We start from the raw sequence: 22,901 nt of genomic DNA, 5'->3' as shown, positions 1-22,901 counted from the left end.
CCGCGGATAAAGCGGCAAATCTGTGCCGATGTCATAACGGCCAGATCAACGGGATCAGCAGAGACGCCAACAATCCGACCGTCAGGTTCAGCGGCACACCGACCTTCATGAAGTCGGTGAACCTGTAGCCCCCGGGGCCATAGACCATCATGTTCGTCTGGTATCCGATCGGAGTTGCAAAAGATGCCGAGGCCGCCACCATGACCGCGACGACCAGCGGACGCGGGTCTATTCCGACCGCCTGCGCCAAACCGATGGCGATCGGGGTGACCACAACCGCCACGGCGTTATTGGAAACCAGTTCCGTCAGCACCGAGGTCAGCAGGTAAATCGCCCAGATAATCAGGAATGGCGGCAAGACACTGAGCCCCGGCGCAACGGCCTCGACGATCAGAGAAACCGCGCCCGAACTGTCCAGCGCAGCCCCAATGCCCAGCATCGCAAAGATCAACGCCAACAGGCGACCTTCCACAAAAGAAAACGCCTCATCCGCATCGATACAACGGGTCAGCAGAACCACGGCGCAGGCCACAATCGACAACAACAGGATGGGCGCAATGCCCAGCGCGGCAAGGGCAACAATCCCTACAAGAGCCCCAATCGCAATCGGTGCGTGGCTGCGACGGAAGGCACGAGCCGATGGCTGGGTGACATCCACCATGTCCATTTCCGCCGCCAGCCGCTGGATATCCGCCGGGGCACCTTCCAAAAGCAGCGTATCCCCAACCCTGACCACCAAGTCATCCAGTTGACGACCGATATTCTGGTTGCGGCGGTGCACCGCCAGCACGTAAACGCCATAACGACGCCGAAGCCGCATCATCCCAAGGGTCCGACCCACCAGACGGCATCCGGGCGTGATCAACACCTCAACCGTCTTGGTTTCAACGGCCGATACCTGATCCACGCGTTTGAGTTCCCTGTTGCGCTGAAGGCTCAGAAGCTCGGTCATCTCGGTGCGTAGAACCACCCGGTCGCCGACCTTAAGTTCGACGCCTTTCAGGTTGCGCCGCAACGACTCATCCCCCCGGATGACATCGATCAGGCGCACGCCGGGGCGTTTGAACAACTGCACGCCGGTCACTTCGCGCCCGATCAGGTTGCTGTCCGGCGGAATGACGGCCTCGGTAAAGAACTTCATCTTGGACCGGTCGCTGAGCAGCGACGCCATGCTGTCCCGCTCGGGCAACAGTTTCGGCGCGATGAACCGCAAATAGATCATGCCGTAGATCACCAGCGCGATCCCCAGCGGCGTGACTTCGAAAATCGTAAAGGGTTTCATCCCCTGCGCGCGGGCCACACCATCAACCAGCAGGTTGGTGGACGTGCCGATCAATGTCAGCGTGCCGCCCAGAATGGCCGCATAACTCAGCGGAATCAGCAATTTGGACGCGGGAACATTCAGGGTGCGGGCGATTTGCACAAAGACCGGTATCATCACCACGACCACTGGCGTATTCGAAACCACCGCCGAGGCCAGCACGACAAACCCCATGAGCAAAGCGATTGCGACACGCGGGTTCACCTGAGCTTGCTTTTGCGCGGTCGAGGTGAACGAATCCAGGGCTCCGGTCCGCACCAAAGCCCCCATGATGATGAACATCGCGGCAATCGTCCAGGGTGCCGGGTTGGACAGAACTGCAAGCGCATTCTGATAGGGCAGAATGCCGGTTACAAGCATCAGTGAGACACCGCCAATGGCCACGACTTCGGTCGGATAAACCTCGCGCAGGAACATGATAAACATGCCCGCAACGATGACCAGCGCCAGAACTGCGCTTCCTGTGTCTGTCAGTGAAAGGAAATTCATTCGTGGTATTCTGTCCGAACCCGGGCCCAAGCGCCTGATGACATGCAGTTTCACGCATTGCGCCCGACAGAGCAAGCCTGACGATGACTATTCGGACCCGGCTTGTTCCAGACGCCCTCCGACGCGCACCATGCGCACGGTTTTGGCTTGTCCGTCACGATCATCGGTTTCCACGAACACGCCGCTTAGTGTGGCTTCGCCGTTTGCAGGGGTAAAGCGCGCCTTGGGCATGCCGGTGATGAACCGGCGCATGGGCTCCTGCTTGTCCATGCCGATGACCGAATCGTAATCTCCGCACATGCCCGCATCGGTCAAATACGCAGTGCCCCCCGGCAGAATCTGGGAATCCGCCGTCGGGACATGGGTATGCGTTCCTACCACAAGGCTTGCACGTTTGTCGCAGTAGTGCCCCATCGCCATCTTCTCGGACGTGGCCTCGCAATGCATGTCCACGATGATCGCCTGCGCCTGCCCGCCTCTGGGATGAGATTTCAGGATCGGTTCGATAGCCGAGAACGGATCGTCGAACGGGCGTTTCATAAAGACCTGACCCAGCACCTGAACCACCAGAACCTTGCGCCCCCCCGGGGCCGTGAACAGCCGATGACCCCGCCCCGGCGCGCCTTTGGCGAAATTGACGGGTCGTATGATGCGCTGTTCCTTCTCGATGAATTGCAGCATGTCTTTCTGGTCGAACGCATGATCGCCCAGCGTCAGGCAATCCGCTCCGGCGTCGAGCAACAGCCTGGCGTGATCTCCGGTCAGCCCCATGCCGTTCGACGCGTTTTCGCCATTGACCACGACAAAATCCAGCCGCCATTCGTCGCGCAGGCGCGGCAAATGCTGCTGAACGGCAGCGCGTCCCGCGCGCCCCATGACATCACCAAGAAACAGAATCCTCATGATCCGGGTCGTAGGGGCTGTACTTGGCAATAACAAGGCGGAAGCGTGAAATTAACGGCAGACTTGGGGGTTGAAATCAAATTTTGCCGTGGCAATGTTTCGATACGTCTCTTGAATACAGAAGGAATTCTTCGTGAAGTCGTCAATTGTTTTGACCGGCTGCCTTTTGGCGGCAACTGCTGCCGCTGCCGAAGGCACCAAGACATCCATGCCCAACCCCGCCGCGACCTTTTGCATTGAAAACGACGGGACCTACCAGCTTCGTAAAAACGAAGACGGCAGTGTCTATGGCGTCTGCATCCTGAAGGACGGCACCGAGGTGGATGCCTGGGATTACTTGCGCAGCCATTTCGAACAGTAGCAGCTAGAAGGTCAGCACGCGGCTTTCCGTGACAACCATGTCCAGCGGTTGGTCGGTTGGCTCGAGCGGCAGGTCCGCAGCCTCTTGCGCATCAAAAGCAAAGCCGATGGCAAGCGTCGGGCGTTTGGCGCGCAGACCTTCCAGCGTTCGGTCATAAAACCCGCCGCCATACCCCAGGCGGCCACCATTTGCGTCGAAGGCGACCAGTGGAACGATCAGAATTTCGGGTTCGAAATAGTCATCCACCTGGGGCACTTTTGCACCGAACGGGCCGTCCTTAAGCACACCGTCCGGCGTCCAGCGAGAGAATTTCAGCGGCTGACCGGCTGTCTGAATGACAGGTACCCCCACCGGGCCATAAGCCGATGCTTCGGCCATCGCAGGCACCGGGTCGATCTCGGTCCGGATCGGCATGTAACCTGACAGGGGCACGCCGCGATAGCCTGCCAGAACCTCGGACAAGCGCCCGGCTGCGCCCGGCAAGCGGGCATCAAACGCGGCCTTGCGGCGGGCAAATGCCGCTTTGCGCGCTGCGGCTTTAATATCGGTCAGATCGGTCACAGTAGCACCACGCTGGCAAGCCCAAGAAATATGAAGAAACCCATGACATCCGTCGTGGTTGTCACAAAGGTTCCTGAAGCCAGAGCCGGGTCAATTCCCAGACGATCCAGCACCACCGGTACTACCGTACCTGCGAACCCGGCGATGATCATATTCACGACCAAGGCCGACCCGATCACGACACCCAGCAGCGGGGAATCGAACCACAGCATCCCCACGGTCCCCAACACGATGGCAAAGCAGAGCCCATTCAGCATCCCCACCAGCAGTTCCCGCCTGATAACGCGCATCACGTTCGAATTTGTCAGGTCGCGCGTCGCCAGCGCACGCACCGCCACGGTGAGCGATTGTGTTCCTGCATTGCCGCCCATTGACGCAACGATCGGCATCAGGATGGCCAGCGCGACCAATTGATCAATTGCCGCCTCGAATTGCGAAATCACCAAAGAGGCACAAATCGCCGTGCACAGATTCACCGCCAACCAGGGCAACCTTCGCCGGCTGGTTGCCGCCACACTGTCAGACAACGAGCTTTCGTCGCCAACACCGGCAAGACGCAGAATGTCCTCTTCGTGCTCTTCATCCAGAACGACCATCGCGTCGTCAATGGTGATGACACCGACCAAACGACCATCTGCATCCACCACCGGGGCCGAGATCAGGTGATACTGGTTGAAGGCATAAGCCACGTCTTCCTCATCCTGATCGACGGGGATGATGTGAAACTCTTCTTCTGCCAGATCAATCAGCGGCACTTCACGACGCGCCGCCATAAGCTTGCCCAACGTCACCTGAGCAACCGGTTTCAGGCGCGGATCGACCAGAACGACATGATAGAACTGCTCGGGCAAATCGTCATTGGCGCGCATGAAGTCGATAGCTTGCCCGACGCTCCAATGTTCCGGCGCCATGACGACTTCCCGCTGCATGAGACGACCGGCCGAGTTCTCGGGGTAGGACAGTGCCTGCTCGGCTGCGATCCTTTCGGAAACCTCCAATGCGTCCAGAATGGCTTCCTGCTGCGGTTCCTCAAGGTCTTCCAGCAGGTCAACGACATCGTCGCTTTCCATCTCGCGCACGGCTTCGGCCAGAACATCCGGGTTCAGAACCGAGATCACCTCTTCACGAACCGATTCATCCAGTTCAGACAGGATGTCGCCGTCGAACTCTTTGTCATACAAGCGGATCAGGCGCGCCCGGTCAAACGGATTGATCTGTTCAAGAAGGTCGGCAATGTCGGCCGAGTGCAGCGGCTCCATCAACTCAACCAGCTTGTCGCGGTCGTCTATATCCACCGCGTACAGAATTGCCGCTACAGCCTTGGGGTCCAACGCATAGGCGTCTTCATCCCGGGGCTGATCGTGTCCGGCTTCGTCTCTGCCTGTCGTCATGCTCTGCCCCTTTTTTACGATTTGCCCTTAAATAGAAGAAGCAGCTACCGGAAAACAATGACAATGCGCCGATTTACCCACTTCTTTCGTCCGCCTATGCTGGTGTGCGGTTCCAAACAGGTGGAGAACAGGGAAAATGGCGCAAAAGACGCTTTTGAAAGGGCGTGTTCTGAGTTTCACAGGATCACCCTTCGACGGAGAGCCGACCGAGGCGACCCGGCTGGACGAAGCGGTCGTGATCGAACACGGGCGAATTGCAGAGGTCGGCACCGCCGATGCGCTGAATAAAGCCCATCCTGACGCAGTCACGAAGGATCACGGAACGCGCCTGATCATGGCTGGGTTCGTCGATCCACATGTGCATTATCCACAGACAGCGATGATCGCCAGCTGGGGCAAACGGCTGATCGACTGGCTGAACACCTACACCTTCCCGGAAGAGATGAAGTTCGGCGATTTCGACTATGCGACCGAGATCGCCAACCGGTATCTGGACCTGACGACCGCCCACGGCACCACGACCATGTGCAGTTTTTGCACGATTCACCCTGAAAGCGTCGATGCCTTCTTCACCGCGGCGCAACAGCGTGGGCAGCGTGTCGTCGCCGGCAAGACCTGCATGGACCGGAACGCGCCCGAAGGGCTGCGCGACACCGCGCAGACGGCTTACGACCAATCCGCCGCCCTGCTGGAAAAATGGCATCGCGTCGACCGCTTGTCCTATGCGATCACGCCGCGCTTTTCACCGACCTCGACCCCGGAACAGCTCGAGGCCATGGGCGCGCTTTGGGCCGAGCATCCCCATTGTCTCATGCAAACCCACCTGAGCGAGCAAACGGATGAAATCGAATGGGTTCGATCCCTGTTCCCTGAAGCAAGGGATTATCTGGATACCTACGAGAAATTCGGCCTGTTGGGCCAGAACGGCCTGTATGGCCACGTCATCCATCTGGAGGACCGGGAACGGGATCGGCTGCGCGAGGTCGATGCCTCTTTGATCCATTGCCCCACGTCGAACACCTTCATCGGATCGGGATTGTTTGACATGAACGGGCTGATCCATGATGGCCACCGGATCGGTCTGGCCACGGATACCGGCGGCGGGTCCAGCTTTTCGATGCTGCGCACCATGGCCGCCGCTTATGAGATCGGCCAATTGCGCGGCCGTCCCCTGCATCCGGCGCAATTGCTGTGGTTGGGCACGGTCGGATCCGCCCGAAGCCTGCGTATGGACGACTGCATCGGCAACATCGCTCAGGGGATGGAGGCGGATCTGGTGGTAATCGACCTCGCCTCGACCCCCGCCATCGCCCAGCGCGAGGCCCATGCAGAAGATGTTTGGGAAGCGATCTTCCCAACCATCATGATGGGCGATGATCGCGCCGTGGCTGAGGTCTGGATCGGCGGACAACAGGCGGCTTAGGCCTGCAACGCCCGGGCAAGCGTGTTCTGGCGTTCGATCACGCGGGGCAGATCGATGGTCGTTATGTGCCCGTCACGCACGATCTGGCGGCCTTCGACGAACAGATGTTTCACAGACATCGGCCCAGCCAGAAGCAGCGCCGCCGGATCCCAACTGCCCGCGCTTTCGATGCCGCGGGTATCCCACACCGCAATATCGGCACGTTTTCCGGGCATCAGCCGTCCACAATCGGGACGTCCCAACACATCCGCGCCGCCGCGCGTCGCGATCTCGAGCGCTTCGCGGGCCGACATGGCATCTGCACCATTGGCGACCCGTTGCAGCAACATCGCCTGGCGCGCCTCAAGCATCAGGTTGCCATTATCATTGCTGGCCGATCCATCGGCGCCGAGGCCGACCTTGACGCCCGCATCGCGCATCGCCCGCACCGGTGCGATACCCGATCCGAGGCGGCAATTTGAACAGGGGCAATGGGCCACGCCTGTTTCCGAGCGCGAGAACAGATCAATCTCGGCCCCGTCCAGCTTAACGCAATGGGCGTGCCAGACATCCGGACCGGTCCAGCCCAGTTCTTCGGCATATTGCCCCGGGCGGCAGCCGAATTGCGCCTGCGAATAGGCGATATCCTCATCATTCTCGGCCAGATGGGTATGCAACATCACGCCCTTGTCTCGCGCCAGCAACGCCGCATCGCGCATCAGGTCGCGGCTGACGGAAAATGGTGAACACGGGGCAAGGCCAACGCGGCACATGGACCCGTCCGACGGGTCGTGAAACGCGTCCACGACACGTACCATGTCGTCCAGAATAGCGGCTTCGTTTTCCACCAGGTGATCCGGCGGCAAGCCCCCGTCGCTCTCGCCGATGCTCATCGCGCCGCGTGTCGGATGAAACCGCATCCCCAACTCGGACGCGGCCGCGATCGTATCCTCAAGCCGCGCGCCGTTGGGATAGAGGTAAAGGTGATCGGAACTGAGCGTGCACCCCGACAGCGCCAGTTCGGCCAAACCGATCTGAGCCGAGGTGAACATTTCCTCCGGCCCGAAACGCGACCAGATCGGATAGAGCGTTTGCAGCCACCCAAACAGCAGCGCATCCTGCCCGCCCGGCACCGCCCGTGTCAGGGTTTGGTAAAGATGGTGGTGGGTATTCACCAGGCCAGGCGTCACCAGACAACCTGAAACATCATGCACCTCACCCTGTGTTTCCAGTCGCTGCCCGATCCGGGCAATCTGCCCGTCGCGGACCAGAATATCGGCCTTGGACAATTCCTGCCGGGACTCGTCCATCGTCAGGATCAGATCAGCATTCTTGAGTAGGGTTTCCGTCATTTCGCGCTCCTGCATCTGCCCGTCTCATGCAAGAAGTGCGTCGGCCGGTGGAAAACGGGCGCAAGAACCGGCCATCACCGGTGTAGTTGGCTTTGATGCGCCGGGCAACAGAATTCAGAATTGGCGGAGTATCTCAAGCGCTGCGGCGTGAAGGTCAGCGTTTGCTGCGGCCAGGGCCCGGCCGCCTTGATGTGCGGGGCCGCCCTGCCAATCGGTCACAATACCGCCGGCCGCCTGAATAACGGCAATCGGCGCTTGGATATCATAGGAATTCAAGCCCGCCTCGATCACCAAATCCGCCTGCCCGGCAGCCAGAAGCGCATAGGCATAGCAATCCATTCCATAGCGCGTCAGCTGTACCTGCTCGGACACCGCCTGAAACCCTGCGCGGTCCTTCGGGGTTCCAACCTCAGGGAACGTGGTAAACAAAGTCGCCTGATCCAGCGCCCTGGTATCGCGCGTTTGCATTCTTCTGGTGCCCTGCGGACCGGTCATGTGAGCACCGGAAGACGATCCGACAAAGCGCTCTCCGATATACGGCTGATCGATTACCCCCATAAAAGGCCCGTCCTGATCACTCAGCGCAATCAGAACACCCCAGGTTGGCGTGCCGCTGATAAACCCGCGGGTCCCATCGATGGGGTCCAGTACCCAGGTGCGGCCACTGGTGCCCGTATGCGCGCCGAACTCCTCGCCCAGCACACCGTCATCCGGGCGCCGCCGCGCCAGAACGTCCCGCATCGCCTGTTCAGCGGCACGATCAGCCACTGTGACCGGGTCGAACCCATCGGCCAGCTTGTTCGTAGTTTCCAGATTTGTTTGACGAAAAAAGGGGAGTATGGCCTCACGCGCAGCTTCGGCCATTTCTTCGGCAATTTCGATATCGCTCTGTGTCGTCGGTTGCATGACCCTGAGGTGCGAGCAATCCGCGACAAAGTCAAGTCAGTCAGGCAACGTCGCTGAGAACCCGCGCCAGCTCGAACAGGCGGCGACGCTGATTTTCCGGAATCGCATAGTAAGAGCGCACCAGATCCAAAGCCTCTTTGTCACCCATCAAGTCGGCAGGGACGGATTTCTTGTCCGCATCGCCTTTCTGGGCTTCTTCCAGACCTTCGAAGAAAAAGCTGACCGGAACATCCAGCGCCTCGGCGATGTCCCACAGGCGGGATGCGCTGATTCGGTTGGCACCGGTCTCATATTTCTGGATTTGCTGAAACTTGATACCAACTTGCTGCGCCAACTGCTGCTGGGTCATCCCAATCAGCCAGCGGCGATGCCGAACGCGCTTGCCCACATGGACATCGACGTGATGAGTCATTGGTATTCTCCTATACTACACAAACATCTGCACGGGATTTTGCGACGTCCGATATCGCAGTTTTAGAGAGCTCCCCTTAACCGCTCCCTAATACGGACTGTACCGCCCCCCGTTTACAGCACTGATTATCTATAATGCCGGTTTTGAGATTTTTTTCAAGCTGGTTGAATCGAACGCCCCTGACAGGGATTTGTGGTTGTATTACCCAAAGCCTTTTCAGAACCGTGTTCCTGCAACTGAATCCTCCTTCAAAATCGGGTGCCTTTTGCGCCCGCGCAGCAAACGGATTGACTTTTCTGACGGCACACGCGCCTATGTCGGAAACTCTTGAGGAACAATATGCGGGCCTATTGCATTCCATCCGACGGGGCGCCTGCCCAGCTTTGTGACGTGAAAATACCCGAGCCGGGCGAAGGCCAGGTGCGAGTCGCGATAAAAGCTTGCGGCCTGAATTTCGCCGATCTACTGATGCAGACGGGGGCATATCAGGACACGCCACCTGCCCCATTCACCCTGGGCATGGAGATCGCCGGTATCGTGGATACAGTCGGACCCGGCGTTTCAACACTCAGCCCAGGCGACCGGATCGCAGTCTATTCCGGTCAGGGTGGGTTGGCCGAGTACGGTGTATTCGACGCGGATCGTGCGATCGTGCTGCCGGACGACACCGGATTCGAAGACGCCGCCGCCATCCAGATCGCATATGCCACCAGTCACATGGCCCTTGATCACAGGGCACGCCTGCAACCGGGTGAAACCCTTCTGGTCACCGGCGCAGCGGGAGGCGTCGGCCTGACTGCCGTCGAAATCGGCAAGCTCATGGGCGCCACGGTCATCGCGCAGGCGCGCGGCGAGAACAAGCTTGCCGTTGCCCTCGCCGCTGGTGCCGATCATCTGATCGATGCTTCCGAAGACCTGCGCGAGCGGGTCAAATCGCTGGGTGGCGCAGATGTCGTCTATGACGTCATCGGCGGGGATGTGTTCAAGGCCGCATTCAGGGCCACCAATCCCGAAGGGCGTTTGCTGCCCATCGGATTCGCCGGGGGCGATATCCCGCAGATTCCGGCCAATCATCTGCTGGTCAAAAACCTGACCGTGATCGGGGTGTATATCGGCGGCTATCTGAAGTTCCGCCCCGAAGCTGTGCGCAACAGTTTTGACACCCTGTTCAAGTGGCATTCTGAGGGCAGGATAAAACCGCATATCAGTCATGTTCTGCCCCTTGAAGATGTCGCACATGCAATGCAGTTGCTGAAAGAGCGCAAGTCGACGGGCAAGATCGTGATCACGCCCTGATCGCGATCATCCAACCACGGCCCGCAACTGGGTACCGCCCAGCAATCTGAAGTTCTGTCGCACCAACTGTGCCAGAGCTTCGACAACCGCATCCCGGCCCTGCTCGCCACCGTAGAGGTTGATCATGTGTGCAGGTAGATCCGGCAGGGCCCCACCCGAGTCGATCTGTTCAAGATGTGCGGCCTCGGTTCCGTCCAGCATTGCGTGAACCGCAAGATCGGCACTGACCGTGGCTTCTATGGTACGGTCGTTTTCGGTTTCCACGGACAGCTCCCACGGTATTCCGGCCGCATCCAGTGCCGATATGACCTGCGGTCTGAACAAGCAGCGCCGCCCCAGCGCCAGAGGCAACGGGCGCTTGCGCCATGCGGACCCGCCCGACGCGCCGATCCAGCGCAACGGCAGCTCTGCGATGGTCTCTGCGCCATCGGCCGAAGACGGTTCGGTCGTCAGGATCACATCACATTCGCCCCGCTTGAACATGTCTTTCAATTGCAGTGAATAGGACGACACCAACTGCACCCTGACGCGGGGAAAATCGGCATTGAACCGTTGCAGGACCCGGGGAATCGCGGGGTAGACGATGTCATGGGGAACGCCCAGAACCACTTCGCCCTCAAAGGCCTGATCGGTGAGTTTTGAGATTACCTCGTCATTCAGGGCAATCATGCGGCGCGCGTAGGCCAGCAGCTGCTCACCGGATGCGGTCAATGCAATTGTCCTGCCGCTTCGGTCCAGCAACTCCAGGCCCAGCAGCTCCTCCAGCCGCTTCAGCTGCATGGACACCGCAGACTGCGTCAGGTGCAGAAATCCGGCGGCGCGGGTTACACCGCCCTGATCCGCCACCGCCACAAAAGATCGCAGGGTTGTAATGTCCAGATTTCGCATCTTCACGATTCCTTATGCGTTCCATCAATAATATTCGTTTTAAAAATATGTCATACTCACCCATATCAATCAAGGAAATTGATGACACCCATCGAAACCATCAAAAATTCGGAAAGGACACGTTATGACTCAACTCGCAATCCATAATCCCTGCAAACCAGCCAAACGTTCTTTGGTGTCCCTGATCTCACAAGCGTTCGAACTGTCCAGACAGCGGCGAAAGCTGGCACAGCTGGATGCCGCCGTGCTGGACGATATCGGAGTCACCCGCGAGGAAGCATCCGCAGAAGCAAAACGCTTTTTCTGGGATGCACCTCAATTCTGGAAAAGGTAACTGTGACTCTCATATTTTTATGGCGATGGGCGACCGTGGGTCGCCTGTTGGCATTTTTGTTGCGTGTTTTAGTCGGTTTTCGCCCGGAATCTCTTGAAACACAGCCCCTTGTTGCCGATATTTAGAGGGAAAACCGCCCCGCTCTGCCGGGGCGCTGTAACTTGACGACTAGGGAGACCCTTTGATGGCACAATTCGACACGATCCGGACGGCATCCGGCGCGCGCGCCGCCGAGATTGATCAGGGCCTGCGCGCCCACATGAACAAAGTCTACGGCACGATGTCCGTCGGCATGCTGATCACCTTTGCAGCGGCCTGGGCAATTGCCGGTCTGGCAACCACAACCGATCCGTCGGCAGCCGCCGCTCAACTGAGCGAAAGCAAGTACCTGACGTCGTTTGGTTACTCGCTGTTTGCGTCGCCTCTGAGATGGGTCATCATGTTTGCCCCGCTGCTGTTTGTCTTTGGCTTTAGCGCCGGGATCAATCGTATGTCGGCCTCGGCTGCTCAGCTGGTGTTCTACACCTTTGCTGCGGTCATGGGTGTCTCGATCAGCTGGATTTTCCTTGTGTTCACCGGTGAATCGATCATTCAGGTGTTCCTGATCACTGCAATCGCCTTTGCCGGTCTGTCGCTTTATGGCTACACGACCAAGAAAGACCTGTCGGCAATGGGCACATTCCTGATCATGGGTGTGATCGGCCTGATTGTCGCCTCGATCGTGAATATCTTCATCGCCTCGTCGGCGATGGCGTTTGCGATCTCGGTTCTGGGCGTACTGATCTTTGCCGGCCTGACAGCCTATGACACGCAGAACATCAAAAACACCTATCTGCAAATGGCCCATTCGGGCGATCAAGAATGGTTGGGCAAAGCCGCGATCATGGGCGCTCTGAGCCTGTATCTGGACTTTATCAACATGTTCATGTTCCTGCTGCAACTGTTCGGCAATCGAGAATAAGCGACCGGAATAGCCGACTTCCAAGGGCGGGCCTTACGGGTCCGCCTTTTTGTTTGCCGTAAACCAAACAAAAACCCCCGCCGAATTCGGCGGGGGTTTTGGACTTGAGAGAGAAATCTGTTAGCTGCAATTCAGCGGAACGGCAAAGCCCGAGCTCTTTTCCGAGGTGCCTTTGCGGTAGACCTGACCAGCCGGCAGACAGCCGGTAAAACGCTCTGCTTCTTCCGCAAAGCCTACACCGACCGAATTGTCGACCTTCACACTGTTAGAGCGCGTACGCAGCACACCAAATAAGGTGCCGTTGACGCTGACAGTGCTGAGGAACAGGTTTGTGTCGCTTCCTTGCAGTTGAACAGCAGTGTTTGGCGTCTGCCCGCCATTGTCTATTGCAACCGAAGCCACCTTGGACGGGTCAACCTCATCACTCAAAAGCGTGACTGTCCGCAGTTCCGCCAGCTCTGCCGGAACGTTGGTCGCGTCTGGCAGAAAGGCGACGGCCCCGGGTACGTCCGAAATCGTGCGCGGTTCGCCATCGATTCCAGTAAACCCGACACCTTCGCGGTTAAACGGGTCTTCACAGGCCGCTAGGGTCAGAACGGCAATTGTGGATAACAAGATTTTTTTCATGGCGGTCAACATTTTGTGGCGGTTTGCTGAAGCGTACTTGCAGGTTCCCATAAAAAGCAAGCCGCAGGGGATGCGATTGTCCCAAACGCTGATGCGCCACTGCAACGGACCGCCGCAGCCTGCCATCCGCCGAAATCAGGAAACCGGAACTGAAAAAGGGCTCTGTGCAACAGAGCCCTTTTTCGGATTTTCCAAGTGGAATGGCAGATTACTTGATCTTGCCTTCCTTGTACTCGACATGCTTGCGAACGACCGGGTCGTATTTACGAATGGTCATTTTCTCAGTCATGGTGCGCGCGTTCTTCTTGGTCACATAGAAGTGGCCCGTGCCCGCGGTCGAGTTCAGACGGATCTTGATTGTCGTCGGCTTCGCCATGGTTATCTCCTGCGTCCGAAAAGGCAGGGGCCTTTCGGTTGAATTCCTATGAGCGTGCGCTTTTACGCGCTGCACCGCCTATGTCAAGGCCAATCGGATGATACAGGCACAGGAATCTGATGCAGGTTCAACTAGGCAAGGTTGGCGCGCCCATATACGTGTGAATCTGGTCCCTTTCCGCGTCGGAAAGACCCAGAGCGGTGGACAATTGCCGCAGGTAAGACGCCTCGCGCGCATTGTCCAGACGGATCGCAGCCAGGGAAGTTGCATAGATCTGCGTCTTGAGCGGCGCACCAGAATCAGCCGCCAATCCCATGACGTCAATCGGTGCGTTCAGCTGCTCTTGCACGAATGCGCGCTCTTCCTCGCTGACATCATCGCCCAATTCACCCAGGATGATTTCCTTTTCCTGTTCGTCAAGTTCACCATCTGCCTTGGCAGCCTGAATCATTGCGCGCAGCATGAGTTTTGCCTGCTCTTCCATCGCTGCACCCGCGGGCGTGCCGCCGAACACGGTTTCCATCATGTCACCTGTGTGTTGATTGGCAGTTTTGGCAGCCCCTTGCATGGCGTTCAACAACCCACCCAACCCAGCGGCTCCGGCTGTGCTGCCGCCAACCCCCATCTTGCTCATCATGTCCTGCAAGCCTGACGCGCCACCGGGCAGACCAAATTGTTCTGCCATTTTGCCCAGCTGATCCACGCCAAAACCACCGCCGGCACCCTGCATCATGTCTTGCAGCCCAGCCATGCCGCCCATCTTCTGATATTTTTCCATGCCCTTGGCCGCAGCAAATCCAATGGCCACGGACGCCAGCGTTTTCATAAAGCTCATAATCAACCTCCCATATCTTCAAATTGGTTCCGAAAGTCTAACAGCCGAATGCAATCCCGAATACCGTGCTCAACCTGAACGCGACCGGCCCATAGCCCGGCACATGATAAAGCCCAAAGAAGGCATGTAATTTGCGGTTTTGTTTGTACATATCACGGATTCGTGATAGGTTCGCCCATCCAAGAAGCCGAATTCAGGCTCGAAGGCCGAGGCAGCGTGAATGCGTTAAACCTGCAACGAGCAGAGTTGTTTTAGGCGACTTTTCTTGGGGGGGCTATCATGACAGAATGGGCTATTCAGGCCGAAGAACTGGCCAATTGCAATTGCAACTTTGGTTGCCCGTGTCAGTTCAGCGTACTGCCGTCACACGGCAATTGCGAGGCGGTTGTGGTCTTTGACATTCAAAGCGGTCACTACGGTGAAACTGATCTGGGCGGTCTTCGGGCGGCAGGGGTCTATCATTGGCCGGGACCAATTCATGAGGGCAACGGTCAGATGCAGCTGATCATTGATGACAGCGCGACAGCTGAACAGCGGGCTGCGTTGCAAGCAATCATGACCGGTCAGGATACTGATGAAATGGCCACGTTCTGGTATGTCTTCAGCGCCATGGCGCCTTTGAAACATGAAACTCTGTTTGTTCCGATTGAACTGGACTGGAACCGCGAAGAGCGCAGCGGATACGCCAAAGTTACCGGAGTTTTCGATGTTGAGGTCAATCCGATCCCTCATATCGTATCGGGCGCACCTCACCGCGCGTCGATACAGTTGCCGAATGGCTTTGAATACCGCCATGCCGAGGCGGCATCAGGCAGTGCGACTACAACGGGTGGTCAGATCCGGCTGACCTTTGACACAACCCATGCTCATCTGGCGCATCTGAACATCTCGGGCCATGGCGTCTTGGGCGCATAATCAGAGAACACCCATGACCAAACAGAACGCATCGCCCCGGGGCGGGACGGTTGAGTGGTTGCTGAGACAGGACAGCGCGATTGTTCTGGGAAGCGTTCTTCTGATCATCCTCGGTGCAACCTGGTACACGATAGCTGGCGTCGGGATGAACATGTCCGCGGTCGAGATGACCCGGATGGCCGGCCCTGTCGGAGACCCGATGCAAATGGGCCCGGCAGCAGCGTGGAGCGCAAGCTATGCCTTGCTGATTTTTCTGATGTGGTGGGTCATGATGATCGCCATGATGACCCCAAGCGCTGCGCCTGCCGTTCTTCTGTTCATCGCGGTCAAGCGGACAGGGCCTGAAAAGCACCGGACGGTTGCGTTCAGCCTGTGGTTTTTATCCGGCTATCTGGTGGCCTGGGGGGCGTTCAGCCTGATTGCAACCGCATTGCAATGGGGGTTGGAACAAATCGGGTTGTCCGACGGGCCGATGATGACGATTAGTTCGGGTGTCTTCGCAGGAGGCATCCTGCTGGCGGCTGGCGCCTATCAGTTTTCAGCTTTGAAAAACGCATGTCTGCGCCACTGTCAGAGCCCCGCACGTTTTCTGGCCGATCACAACCGACCCGGAACATTCGGTGCATTCCGCACCGGTATCCTGCACGGCACGTATTGTCTGGGATGCTGCTGGGCACTGATGCTGCTGCTTTTCGTCGGAGGGATCATGAACCTCTACTGGATTGTCGGAATTGCCGCGTACGTCGCGCTGGAAAAGCTTCTGCCCGGGGCCCGGTGGCTTGTGCCGGTGACAGGTTTTGCGCTGATCGGCGCTGGCCTTTGGTTCATCACGGCACTGTTGTTTTCTGGCACTTGATTTTGAACGGCCCTGGGGTCGGCTGACTTGAAGACCCAAAAACGATTTGATGTAACAGGAGGTATCAATGCCCATTTTCATTACTTACGCATCTTACTCGCAAGCCGGTGTCAAAGGCATGTTGCAGAAACCCGAGAACCGCACCGGCCCAGTAAAAGCCTTGCTGGAAAAAGTAGGTGGCAGGCTGCTGTCCTTCTACATGACAACCGGCAGCAACGACGTGGTTGTGATCAGCGAAGCCCCAGATGGGACAGACGCCGTGGCCGTTGGCATGGCTGTCGCCGCGTCGGGTGCAGTGACGAACATCGAAACCGTTCGCGCCTGGACCGCAGACGAGTTCACGTCGATAACCGAGAAAGCGGCGGCGCTGACCGGTTCCTACACACCTCCCGGAGGATAGGCGGATACGCGCGGAGGGCCTGTAAGCCGGATCTTGTTCCGGGGTTGCCCCCTTCGATGACCATTCCTCTAGGCCGTGCATTGCTGCGCGGCTCAAGCTGCCAACCCGGTCCCTCTTGGCCAAGACGCGCTTAGCGGCGGTATCGGCTTGCGCCGACCGGCCCGCGCGGGGACCCTATTTGGCATTGCTCCCGGTGGGGCTTGCCGTGCCGCCCCTGTTGCCAGAGGCGCGGTGGGCTCTTACCCCACCGTTTCACCCTTACCCTGAACCTAGGTTCCGGGCGGTCTGATTTCTGTGGCGCTTTCCGTCGGGTTGCCCCGCCCGGGCGTTACCCGGCACCGTTGTCTTGTGGAGTCCGGACTTTCCTCTCGGGCCTTGCGACCCCAGCGGCCATCCGGCCCTCCGCGCGTGGGTTGGGTAGGCTCTGCGGTCGGCGGCGTCAAGGGTGGATGGTTCAGAGAAGGGGCCAGCCCCTTCTTGGCCTGCGGCCAATTCAACCCCGGGATATTTTCAGCCAGATGAAGTGCGGATCAGGTGTGCGGGATCAACGGTGCAAGGTCGGCTTGCTGCAAAGGCCCCCTGCCCCATGGGCGGTATCGAAGGCGGACGGCATGCAACAGCGTATCATCGTCTACGTCAGCGCTGAAACCGGCGGCCCGAGCCAGGCTTCGGAACTGGCCCTTTGATGCAGTTTGCGGACCAGCGGCATATCCGCGGGGCGCGGCCAGCAGGTTGCGCTCGAGCCGCAACCAGTCAAATCGCGGACCGGGGTCAAATTTGCGCCCGGGCGCCATGTCCGAATGGCCGATAACACCGTTTGGCAAGATGGCCCAACGGTGCATTATCTGGCGCAACAGCTGTTCCAGCCGGTGCATCTGGCGTTCAGGGAACGGATGCTTGCCGGTGTTGTCCAGCTCGATGCCTATGGAACGAGAGTTGATGTCGGTCTGACCGTGCCACTCCCCTGCCCCAGCATGCCAGGCACGTTCTTCTTCGCGCACCATCTGCCACAGCGTGCCATCATTGCCGATCAGGTAATGGGCCGAGACCTCGGCCTTTGGGTCGCACAGACGATCCAGAGCCGCCTGCGCGCTGTCCATCGCCGTGTAATGGATCACGATCAAGGATGGTGTCAGACCATCTCGGCGTTCACCAAAATTGGGTGACGGATGCCAGATTGGGTTCAGGGGGTCAGTTGCTGACGGCACTGCGGAACGGGCTCGGGTCCCAGCCACACGCATAACCATCCCCATCCGGGTCCAGACCTTTGCGGTCGCGCTGGGGGCCGCCATTGTACAGAAACTCGATCTGAGCCTGATCAGGGGATGGGAATTGCGCGCAGTTCCTCTGAGCCTTGGCCTGAAGGTTGAAACCGGACCGACTGTAAAGTTGCACACCTACCGGATTGGACGTGCTCAGCGCATATTGCACAATGTTTGTCTGGCCGCTCGCCGTGCGCTCGGGCACTGCCGTCGGGGCCACGATTTCGTAGGTCTGGCGGTTCTGCTCGATCCGGGCGGCGTCGGATTCGATGCTGCGGCGTTCGGACACGGCGGCAAAGTCCTGTTCATCCGAAATCGCGCCAGTGTTCGCCACGGGAACCGCCGTAACCGCGGCTGGGTTTTGGCCAGATGTGCTGGCCAATGCCGCCGCGGTCTGGTTGGCGATATCCGCGTTTTCACCCGTGGCAACAGGCGCCGTACCAGGGGCGCCCAGCGGTTGTTGTGAAACTTCGACCGGGGCCAGCAGAGGGTTGCCGGCCGCACCCTGACCTGCCAATTGAGCCTCGCGCTGCGCCTGGTATTCAGGCGTGTTGAAACCCGTGCTGGTCAGCGGTGCGACATCCGTGCACGCCGCTGCCAGTGCAAGAGCGGGGACCAAAAGCAAAACGCGCATAGTTTGGCTCCGTGTCTAGTGCTTCAGTTGCCCGAGGCTTACCACCATTTCCCGGGCTTGGCCACAAAACCGGCCGCGTTTTCCAGCGCATAGGCGGTATTGAGCAGGTCGCCTTCTTCCCAGGGACGTCCGATCAGCTGCAATCCCAGCGGAAGACCTTGTGTGTCCAGCCCTGCGGGGACCGAGACACCGGGCAGTCCGGCCAGGTTCACGGTCACGGTGAAGACATCGTTCAAATACATTTGAACAGGATCTGCTTCGGTCATTTCGCCCAGACCGAAGGCCGCCGATGGGGTTGCCGGGGTCAGGATGGCGTCGACACCGGCCGCGAACACGTCTTCGAAGTCTTTCTTGATCAGCGTGCGCACCTTGCGGGCACGGTTGTAATAGGCGTCATAGAAACCAGCCGACAGAACATAGGTGCCAACCATGACCCGGCGCTGCACTTCGTGGCCAAAGCCCTCGGCGCGGGTTTTTTCGTACATCTCGGTGATGCCATCACCCTGCGCCATCTGTGCACGATGCCCATAGCGGACACCGTCATAGCGGGCGAGGTTCGAAGACGCCTCGGCCGGGGCGATCACATAGTAGGCAGGCAGCGCATACTTGGTGTGCGGCAGCGAGATATCGACAATCTCGGCCCCCGCATCCTTCAGCATCGCGGCACCATCGGCCCAGAGCTTTTCGATCTCGGTGGGCATTCCGTCCATGCGGTATTCCTTGGGGATACCGATCTTCTTGCCCTTGATGTCGCCAGTCAACATCGCTTCGAAATTCGGGACGGCCAGGTCCGCACTGGTCGAATCCTTGGCGTCATGGCCGCACATGGTTTCCAGCATGATCGCGGCGTCGCGGACGTTCTTGGTCATCGGACCGGCCTGATCCAGCGAGGACGCAAACGCCACAATGCCCCAGCGCGAGCATCGGCCATAGGTCGGCTTGATGCCGGTGATCCCGACAAAAGCCGCGGGCTGGCGGATGGAACCGCCGGTATCAGTGCCCGTTGCCGCAAGGCACAGGTCGGCGGCCACAGCGGCCGCGGACCCGCCCGACGAACCGCCCGGTGTCAGCTGCGCATCATCGTTGCCACGACGCCACGGGCTGACCGCGTTGCCATAGACCGATGTTTCGTTGGACGAGCCCATGGCGAATTCGTCCATGTTCAGCTTGCCCAGCATGACTGCGCCTGCGTCGGCCAGTTGCTGTGACACGGTGGATTCGTATTCCGGCTTGAAGCCTTCAAGAATGCCCGACGCGGCTTGTGACGGCACGCCCTTGGTGCAGAACAGGTCCTTGATGCCGATCGGCAGGCCACACATTGACGGAGCGTCCCCGCCCTTGATCCGTTCATCCGCAGCCTTGGCGCGCTCCATCGCGATCTCGGGCGTCTTGTGGACGAATGCGTTCAGCGCATCTGCTTCATCAATGGCTTTCAAGCAGGCTTCTGTCAGCTCAACAGAGGTGACGTCGCCGGCTCGCAACGCGTCGCGGGCCTCGGCCAGGCCCAATTTGTTCAGATCGCTCATGTCTTACTCCACCACTTTGGGGACTGCGAAGAACCCTTCGCGGGCGTCGGGGGCGTTGGCCAGAATCTTGTCCTGCTGATTGCCATCGGTGACTTCGTCCTGACGACGCTTGAGGCGCATGGGTGTGACCGAAACCATCGGCTCGACACCTTCCACATCCACTTCGTTCAGCTGTTCGATGAACCCAAGGATGGTGTTGAACTCGGATGCCAGCGCCGGCAGCGCGTCATCCTCGACCTTGATCCGGGCCAGTTTGGCCACTTTGGCGGCGGTGCTTTGGTCAATCGACATCGGCTTCCCTCATCTACGTTAGGGGGCGTTTACCCGTCTGCAGCGGCAGTCGCAAGACCGGGGTGCCTTGGGCAGGTCCGAGTTTGGAATCCCCCCTCTTATGAGGCTATTCAAAACTGAATGACTGGTATGCAAAAAAGTAAACCGAATAGTTCATTATCGATCTTGAAAACTGTACTGTACTGTTCATTTTATTTATGCGACATAACGCAAACCGGAGAAAAACATGAAACCCCTGATAACAGCCGCGGTCTTGTCCGCCACGATTTTGGCCGCACCGGCCATGGCTTTGGGTATCGACACAAGCAACCTGACACGCACGTTGACCTTCCCGTCCCCTATCGCGGAACCGGTCACGCAGGATCAGGTTAAACCTGCCAAGTAACGCGCAGGTCCAAGCCGGGTCAGATATCCCCTCTCTGACCCGGCTGTTTTGCATTTTCGAGGATGCACATCCCTGAGCAAGCCGCTAGCATGACGTCGAATACAGAACAGAACTGCGCCGAGGTTTCGTAGTTCAGGCAAGCCAGTGGAGCAGATGATGAGCGCGCAAAAACAAGCGGTTCTGGACGCAATCGACGCAGCCAATGCAAATGACCCCAACCAAGACGAGGGCCGCCCCGCGGCACTGTTGTATGGCGAACGCATGAGTGCCGAGCTGGGCCGCCTGTTTCCGGATGCTTCCGACGCCCTTCAAATCGCCGCGCGCGGTCAGCATGTGGAACGTTGGAAACTTGCCCGCAGTGAATACCCCGAAGGCCGGGTTGGATATCTGTCATGGCGCAAGGCGCAGGGCGAACACCATTCCGACGTGGTCATGGGGTTGATGGCCCGCGAAGGTTACGATTCAGAACAGATCGAGGCCGCAGGGCGCATATTGCGCAAACAAGGCATCAAGCGCGACGCGGAAGTGCAGGCGTTGGAAGACGTGATCTGCTTTGTGTTTCTGAAATGGTATTTCCAGCCCTTTGCCGCAAAACACTCGGCCGAGAAAATCCAGAGCATCGTTGAAAAAACGGCCCGCAAGATGTCGCCCGAAGGCCGCGCTCGGGTGTTGAGCGAATTTGATCTGCCCGACCATCTGGCCGCAGCCTTTCAGAACTAGAATCGGACCGGGGCGGTTTCGTTGGCTTCTTGCCATGAGGCTCGGAAGACACACGCGATCCTTCCGCGCCTCAAGGCGCCGGGCCTTTGCTAAAACGGCCCCTGACAAGAGCTGCGCGATACACCTCGATCATCCATCCCAGCATGATGGCATTCAGGATATGCCACATGAAATGCGTCCCCACCGGCCATTGCCCGCAAAATGGCAAATCCAGCGCCCGGAACGTGATCGACAGAATCAGGATCAAGGCCCCGATTGTCATCCCTTTGGCCAGGATCATGTCTTGGCCCCGCAGCAGGAACGCATAGATCAGGATCAACAAAGGAACCGGCGCGTAAACCGCCGACCCGCCAAACCCCGGCACAAGCTGGAACAAAGGCGCAACAAGTGCCGCAAAAGGAAGAAACAGAAGCGTACCGCAGATCGCCATTCCGGACGACATGCGACAGATGTTCCGGTTCACCGCAAATATATAGACCAATATGAACAGCAGGATCGGCGCCACATCCGCCAATGCCGCCCAAACCCGGGCATGGGTGTGAAACAGATAGCTTCCAACCCCGATCATGGCCAAAATCACGACCAGACCTTTGGCCAGCGGCATGTCCTGATCGCGCACGCGCTGCCACATGACCCATGCGGAAATCAGAAAAGCCGCATTTGTGATCGCGTTGATCGGCTCGGCCCAATACTCCGGGGACACGCGTTCGCAATAGCCATCAACTTCTCGAATCCAGTCCATGGAAATTTACATAGCCAATGCTAGGCTGCTGCCAAGAGACCATTTGGGAGGAAACTTGGAATGAACATTATCTGGCTGGGCCATGGCAGTTTTCGCATAGAAACTCAGGGGCAGGTTCTGTTGATCGACCCGTGGCTGACCGGCAACCCGGTCTTGCCCGAAGATCGGCATGATGCCGTGCTGGAAGGGGCGACCCACATTCTTTTGACCCATACGCATTTTGACCACGTGGCCGATGTACTTCCTCTGGCAAAGCACCTGAAAATCCCCGTTGTCGGACAGTATGACCTGATGGGATACTGGAGCGAAGCGGAAGGCATTGAGACCATCGGTTTCAACAAAGGCGGCACCGTCGACCTGAACGGCGTCATGGTGACAATGGTACCGGCCTCTCACAGCTCGACTTTTTCAACACCGGACGGTCTGCGCACTGGTGGCAGTGAGGTCGGCTTCATGATCGCGGCCGAGGGGCGTATGCTCTACGTCTCGGGCGATACCGACATCATGGCCGACATGGAATGGATGGGGGATTACTACAAGCCCGATATCGGAATCCTTTCCGCCGGCGGGCATTTCACCATGGATATGAAAGCCACCGCTTATGCCGCGAAACGGTACTTTGACTTCAAGACGGTCATCCCATGTCACTACCAGACGTTCCCCATTCTGGAACAATCCGCACAGGCATTGATCGACGGGTTGCCCGGGGTCGACGTGATCGAACCTGAGGTCATGAAAGCCATCACCGTCTGACG

The 22,901-nt window shown here is 58.6% G+C and carries 27 protein-coding genes and 1 other RNA gene; 11 read left to right on the top strand and 17 right to left on the bottom strand.

The window, feature by feature from the left end:
- Positions 1-31: 31 nt before the first annotated feature.
- Entirely contained in the window at positions 32-1,810 is a 1,779-nt protein-coding gene (locus tag ACR0LI_RS01770; protein ID WP_480717914.1) for an SLC13 family permease, read from the bottom strand.
- An 87-nt stretch (positions 1,811-1,897) separates the two neighbouring features.
- A complete protein-coding gene (locus ACR0LI_RS01765) occupies positions 1,898-2,713 on the bottom strand; it encodes a TIGR00282 family metallophosphoesterase (RefSeq protein WP_480717913.1) in 816 nt (271 codons plus the stop codon).
- A gap of 133 nt (positions 2,714-2,846) precedes the next feature.
- On the opposite strand from ACR0LI_RS01765, the gene ACR0LI_RS01760 reads away from it, so the two are divergent.
- Positions 2,847-3,074: a putative hemolysin gene (locus tag ACR0LI_RS01760; RefSeq protein ID WP_224853568.1), complete on the top strand. Its 228-nt coding sequence runs from the start codon at positions 2,847-2,849 to the stop codon at positions 3,072-3,074.
- A gap of 3 nt (positions 3,075-3,077) precedes the next feature.
- On the opposite strand, the gene ACR0LI_RS01755 is transcribed toward ACR0LI_RS01760, so the two are convergent.
- Positions 3,078-3,635: a 5-formyltetrahydrofolate cyclo-ligase gene (locus tag ACR0LI_RS01755; protein WP_480490691.1), complete on the bottom strand. Its 558-nt coding sequence runs from the start codon at positions 3,633-3,635 to the stop codon at positions 3,078-3,080.
- Positions 3,632-5,026, bottom strand: a complete 1,395-nt coding sequence (gene mgtE / locus ACR0LI_RS01750; RefSeq protein WP_171630845.1) for a magnesium transporter — start codon at positions 5,024-5,026, stop codon at positions 3,632-3,634. Before mgtE ends, ACR0LI_RS01755 begins: the two co-directional genes overlap by 4 nt.
- 136 nt (positions 5,027-5,162) lie before the next feature.
- Here mgtE and guaD point away from each other — a divergent pair, with 136 nt between their 5' ends.
- Positions 5,163-6,449, top strand: coding sequence for a guanine deaminase (guaD, locus tag ACR0LI_RS01745; RefSeq protein ID WP_171630843.1), 1,287 nt, complete (start codon positions 5,163-5,165; stop codon positions 6,447-6,449).
- Here guaD and ACR0LI_RS01740 read toward each other — a convergent pair.
- The 3 genes from ACR0LI_RS01740 to ACR0LI_RS01730 form a co-directional block, all read right to left on the bottom strand.
- Positions 6,446-7,780 (bottom strand): 8-oxoguanine deaminase, encoded by a 1,335-nt coding sequence (locus tag ACR0LI_RS01740; RefSeq protein WP_171722865.1) that lies wholly within the window; start codon positions 7,778-7,780, stop codon positions 6,446-6,448. The two genes, guaD and ACR0LI_RS01740, sit on opposite strands and share 4 nt — an antisense overlap.
- Positions 7,781-7,894: 114 nt before the next feature.
- Entirely contained in the window at positions 7,895-8,686 is a 792-nt protein-coding gene (gene hisN, locus ACR0LI_RS01735; RefSeq protein WP_171205361.1) for a histidinol-phosphatase, read from the bottom strand.
- Between the two features lie 40 nt (positions 8,687-8,726).
- Positions 8,727-9,098 (bottom strand): helix-turn-helix domain-containing protein, encoded by a 372-nt coding sequence (locus ACR0LI_RS01730; protein WP_152458749.1) that lies wholly within the window; start codon positions 9,096-9,098, stop codon positions 8,727-8,729.
- A gap of 339 nt (positions 9,099-9,437) precedes the next feature.
- Between ACR0LI_RS01730 and ACR0LI_RS01725 the strand changes: the two genes are divergently transcribed.
- The gene (locus ACR0LI_RS01725; protein ID WP_480490697.1) at positions 9,438-10,394 is read left to right on the top strand and encodes an NADPH:quinone oxidoreductase family protein; all 957 of its coding nucleotides are present in this window, start codon (positions 9,438-9,440) and stop codon (positions 10,392-10,394) included.
- A gap of 6 nt (positions 10,395-10,400) precedes the next feature.
- Here the strand turns inward: ACR0LI_RS01725 and ACR0LI_RS01720 are convergent, their stop codons facing one another.
- Positions 10,401-11,282 carry a LysR family transcriptional regulator gene (locus tag ACR0LI_RS01720; RefSeq protein WP_480717912.1) on the bottom strand — a complete coding sequence of 294 codons (882 nt, stop codon included), beginning with the start codon at positions 11,280-11,282 and terminating at the stop codon, positions 10,401-10,403.
- Between the two features lie 124 nt (positions 11,283-11,406).
- Between ACR0LI_RS01720 and ACR0LI_RS01715 the strand changes: the two genes are divergently transcribed.
- Positions 11,407-11,616, top strand: a complete 210-nt coding sequence (locus tag ACR0LI_RS01715) for a DUF1127 domain-containing protein (RefSeq protein ID WP_171630833.1) — start codon at positions 11,407-11,409, stop codon at positions 11,614-11,616.
- Positions 11,617-11,800: 184 nt separating this feature from the next.
- The gene (locus tag ACR0LI_RS01710) at positions 11,801-12,577 is read left to right on the top strand and encodes a Bax inhibitor-1/YccA family protein (protein WP_171722863.1); all 777 of its coding nucleotides are present in this window, start codon (positions 11,801-11,803) and stop codon (positions 12,575-12,577) included.
- A gap of 120 nt (positions 12,578-12,697) precedes the next feature.
- Here ACR0LI_RS01710 and ACR0LI_RS01705 read toward each other — a convergent pair whose 3' ends face one another.
- The 3 genes from ACR0LI_RS01705 to ACR0LI_RS01695 all read right to left on the bottom strand — a co-directional run bounded on the left by ACR0LI_RS01705 (position 12,698) and on the right by ACR0LI_RS01695 (position 14,415).
- Positions 12,698-13,204: a hypothetical protein gene (locus ACR0LI_RS01705; RefSeq protein ID WP_171630828.1), complete on the bottom strand. Its 507-nt coding sequence runs from the start codon at positions 13,202-13,204 to the stop codon at positions 12,698-12,700.
- 208 nt (positions 13,205-13,412) lie between these two features.
- Positions 13,413-13,580: a 50S ribosomal protein L33 gene (gene rpmG / locus ACR0LI_RS01700; protein ID WP_037309480.1), complete on the bottom strand. Its 168-nt coding sequence runs from the start codon at positions 13,578-13,580 to the stop codon at positions 13,413-13,415.
- Between the two features lie 127 nt (positions 13,581-13,707).
- Positions 13,708-14,415 carry a DUF533 domain-containing protein gene (locus ACR0LI_RS01695; protein ID WP_152458755.1) on the bottom strand — a complete coding sequence of 236 codons (708 nt, stop codon included), beginning with the start codon at positions 14,413-14,415 and terminating at the stop codon, positions 13,708-13,710.
- 279 nt (positions 14,416-14,694) lie between these two features.
- Here ACR0LI_RS01695 and ACR0LI_RS01690 point away from each other — a divergent pair, with 279 nt between their 5' ends.
- The 3 genes from ACR0LI_RS01690 (at position 14,695) to ACR0LI_RS01680 (ending at position 16,586) form a co-directional block, all read left to right on the top strand.
- Positions 14,695-15,330, top strand: coding sequence for a DUF1326 domain-containing protein (locus ACR0LI_RS01690; RefSeq protein WP_171630824.1), 636 nt, complete (start codon positions 14,695-14,697; stop codon positions 15,328-15,330).
- A 13-nt stretch (positions 15,331-15,343) separates the two neighbouring features.
- Positions 15,344-16,186 carry a DUF2182 domain-containing protein gene (locus tag ACR0LI_RS01685; protein ID WP_171630822.1) on the top strand — a complete coding sequence of 281 codons (843 nt, stop codon included), beginning with the start codon at positions 15,344-15,346 and terminating at the stop codon, positions 16,184-16,186.
- 67 nt (positions 16,187-16,253) lie between these two features.
- Positions 16,254-16,586 (top strand): GYD domain-containing protein, encoded by a 333-nt coding sequence (locus tag ACR0LI_RS01680; RefSeq protein ID WP_152458759.1) that lies wholly within the window; start codon positions 16,254-16,256, stop codon positions 16,584-16,586.
- A gap of 6 nt (positions 16,587-16,592) precedes the next feature.
- Here ACR0LI_RS01680 and rnpB read toward each other — a convergent pair.
- The 5 genes from rnpB to gatC all read right to left on the bottom strand — a co-directional run bounded on the left by rnpB (position 16,593) and on the right by gatC (position 20,299).
- An RNA gene (rnpB, locus tag ACR0LI_RS01675) (RNase P RNA component class A) lies at positions 16,593-16,992 on the bottom strand.
- A gap of 124 nt (positions 16,993-17,116) precedes the next feature.
- Entirely contained in the window at positions 17,117-17,827 is a 711-nt protein-coding gene (locus ACR0LI_RS01670; RefSeq protein ID WP_480490703.1) for an N-acetylmuramoyl-L-alanine amidase, read from the bottom strand.
- The gene (locus ACR0LI_RS01665) at positions 17,778-18,482 is read right to left on the bottom strand and encodes a hypothetical protein (RefSeq protein WP_480717911.1); all 705 of its coding nucleotides are present in this window, start codon (positions 18,480-18,482) and stop codon (positions 17,778-17,780) included. The genes ACR0LI_RS01670 and ACR0LI_RS01665 overlap by 50 nt, the downstream gene beginning before the upstream one ends.
- A gap of 38 nt (positions 18,483-18,520) precedes the next feature.
- Positions 18,521-20,008 carry an Asp-tRNA(Asn)/Glu-tRNA(Gln) amidotransferase subunit GatA gene (gene gatA / locus ACR0LI_RS01660; RefSeq protein ID WP_171630817.1) on the bottom strand — a complete coding sequence of 496 codons (1,488 nt, stop codon included), beginning with the start codon at positions 20,006-20,008 and terminating at the stop codon, positions 18,521-18,523.
- A 3-nt stretch (positions 20,009-20,011) separates the two neighbouring features.
- Complete coding sequence (gene gatC, locus ACR0LI_RS01655; protein ID WP_117868236.1) at positions 20,012-20,299, bottom strand: Asp-tRNA(Asn)/Glu-tRNA(Gln) amidotransferase subunit GatC; 288 nt, start codon at positions 20,297-20,299, stop codon at positions 20,012-20,014.
- A gap of 226 nt (positions 20,300-20,525) precedes the next feature.
- Between gatC and ACR0LI_RS01650 the strand changes: the two genes are divergently transcribed.
- Positions 20,526-20,684, top strand: coding sequence for a hypothetical protein (locus tag ACR0LI_RS01650; RefSeq protein ID WP_170343617.1), 159 nt, complete (start codon positions 20,526-20,528; stop codon positions 20,682-20,684).
- Positions 20,685-20,840: 156 nt separating this feature from the next.
- Positions 20,841-21,404: a DUF4202 domain-containing protein gene (locus ACR0LI_RS01645; RefSeq protein WP_480717910.1), complete on the top strand. Its 564-nt coding sequence runs from the start codon at positions 20,841-20,843 to the stop codon at positions 21,402-21,404.
- A 70-nt stretch (positions 21,405-21,474) separates the two neighbouring features.
- On the opposite strand, the gene ACR0LI_RS01640 is transcribed toward ACR0LI_RS01645, so the two are convergent.
- The gene (locus ACR0LI_RS01640; protein ID WP_480717909.1) at positions 21,475-22,146 is read right to left on the bottom strand and encodes a ceramidase domain-containing protein; all 672 of its coding nucleotides are present in this window, start codon (positions 22,144-22,146) and stop codon (positions 21,475-21,477) included.
- A gap of 60 nt (positions 22,147-22,206) precedes the next feature.
- Between ACR0LI_RS01640 and ACR0LI_RS01635 the strand changes: the two genes are divergently transcribed.
- A complete protein-coding gene (locus tag ACR0LI_RS01635) occupies positions 22,207-22,899 on the top strand; it encodes a metal-dependent hydrolase (RefSeq protein ID WP_171630810.1) in 693 nt (230 codons plus the stop codon).
- Positions 22,900-22,901: the final 2 nt, after the last annotated feature.

The sequence above is a fragment of the Ruegeria sp. CL7 genome, assembly GCF_056536445.1.
Note: the sequence above shows the minus strand (reverse complement) of the source record. Positions and strands in the feature narration are given on the sequence as shown.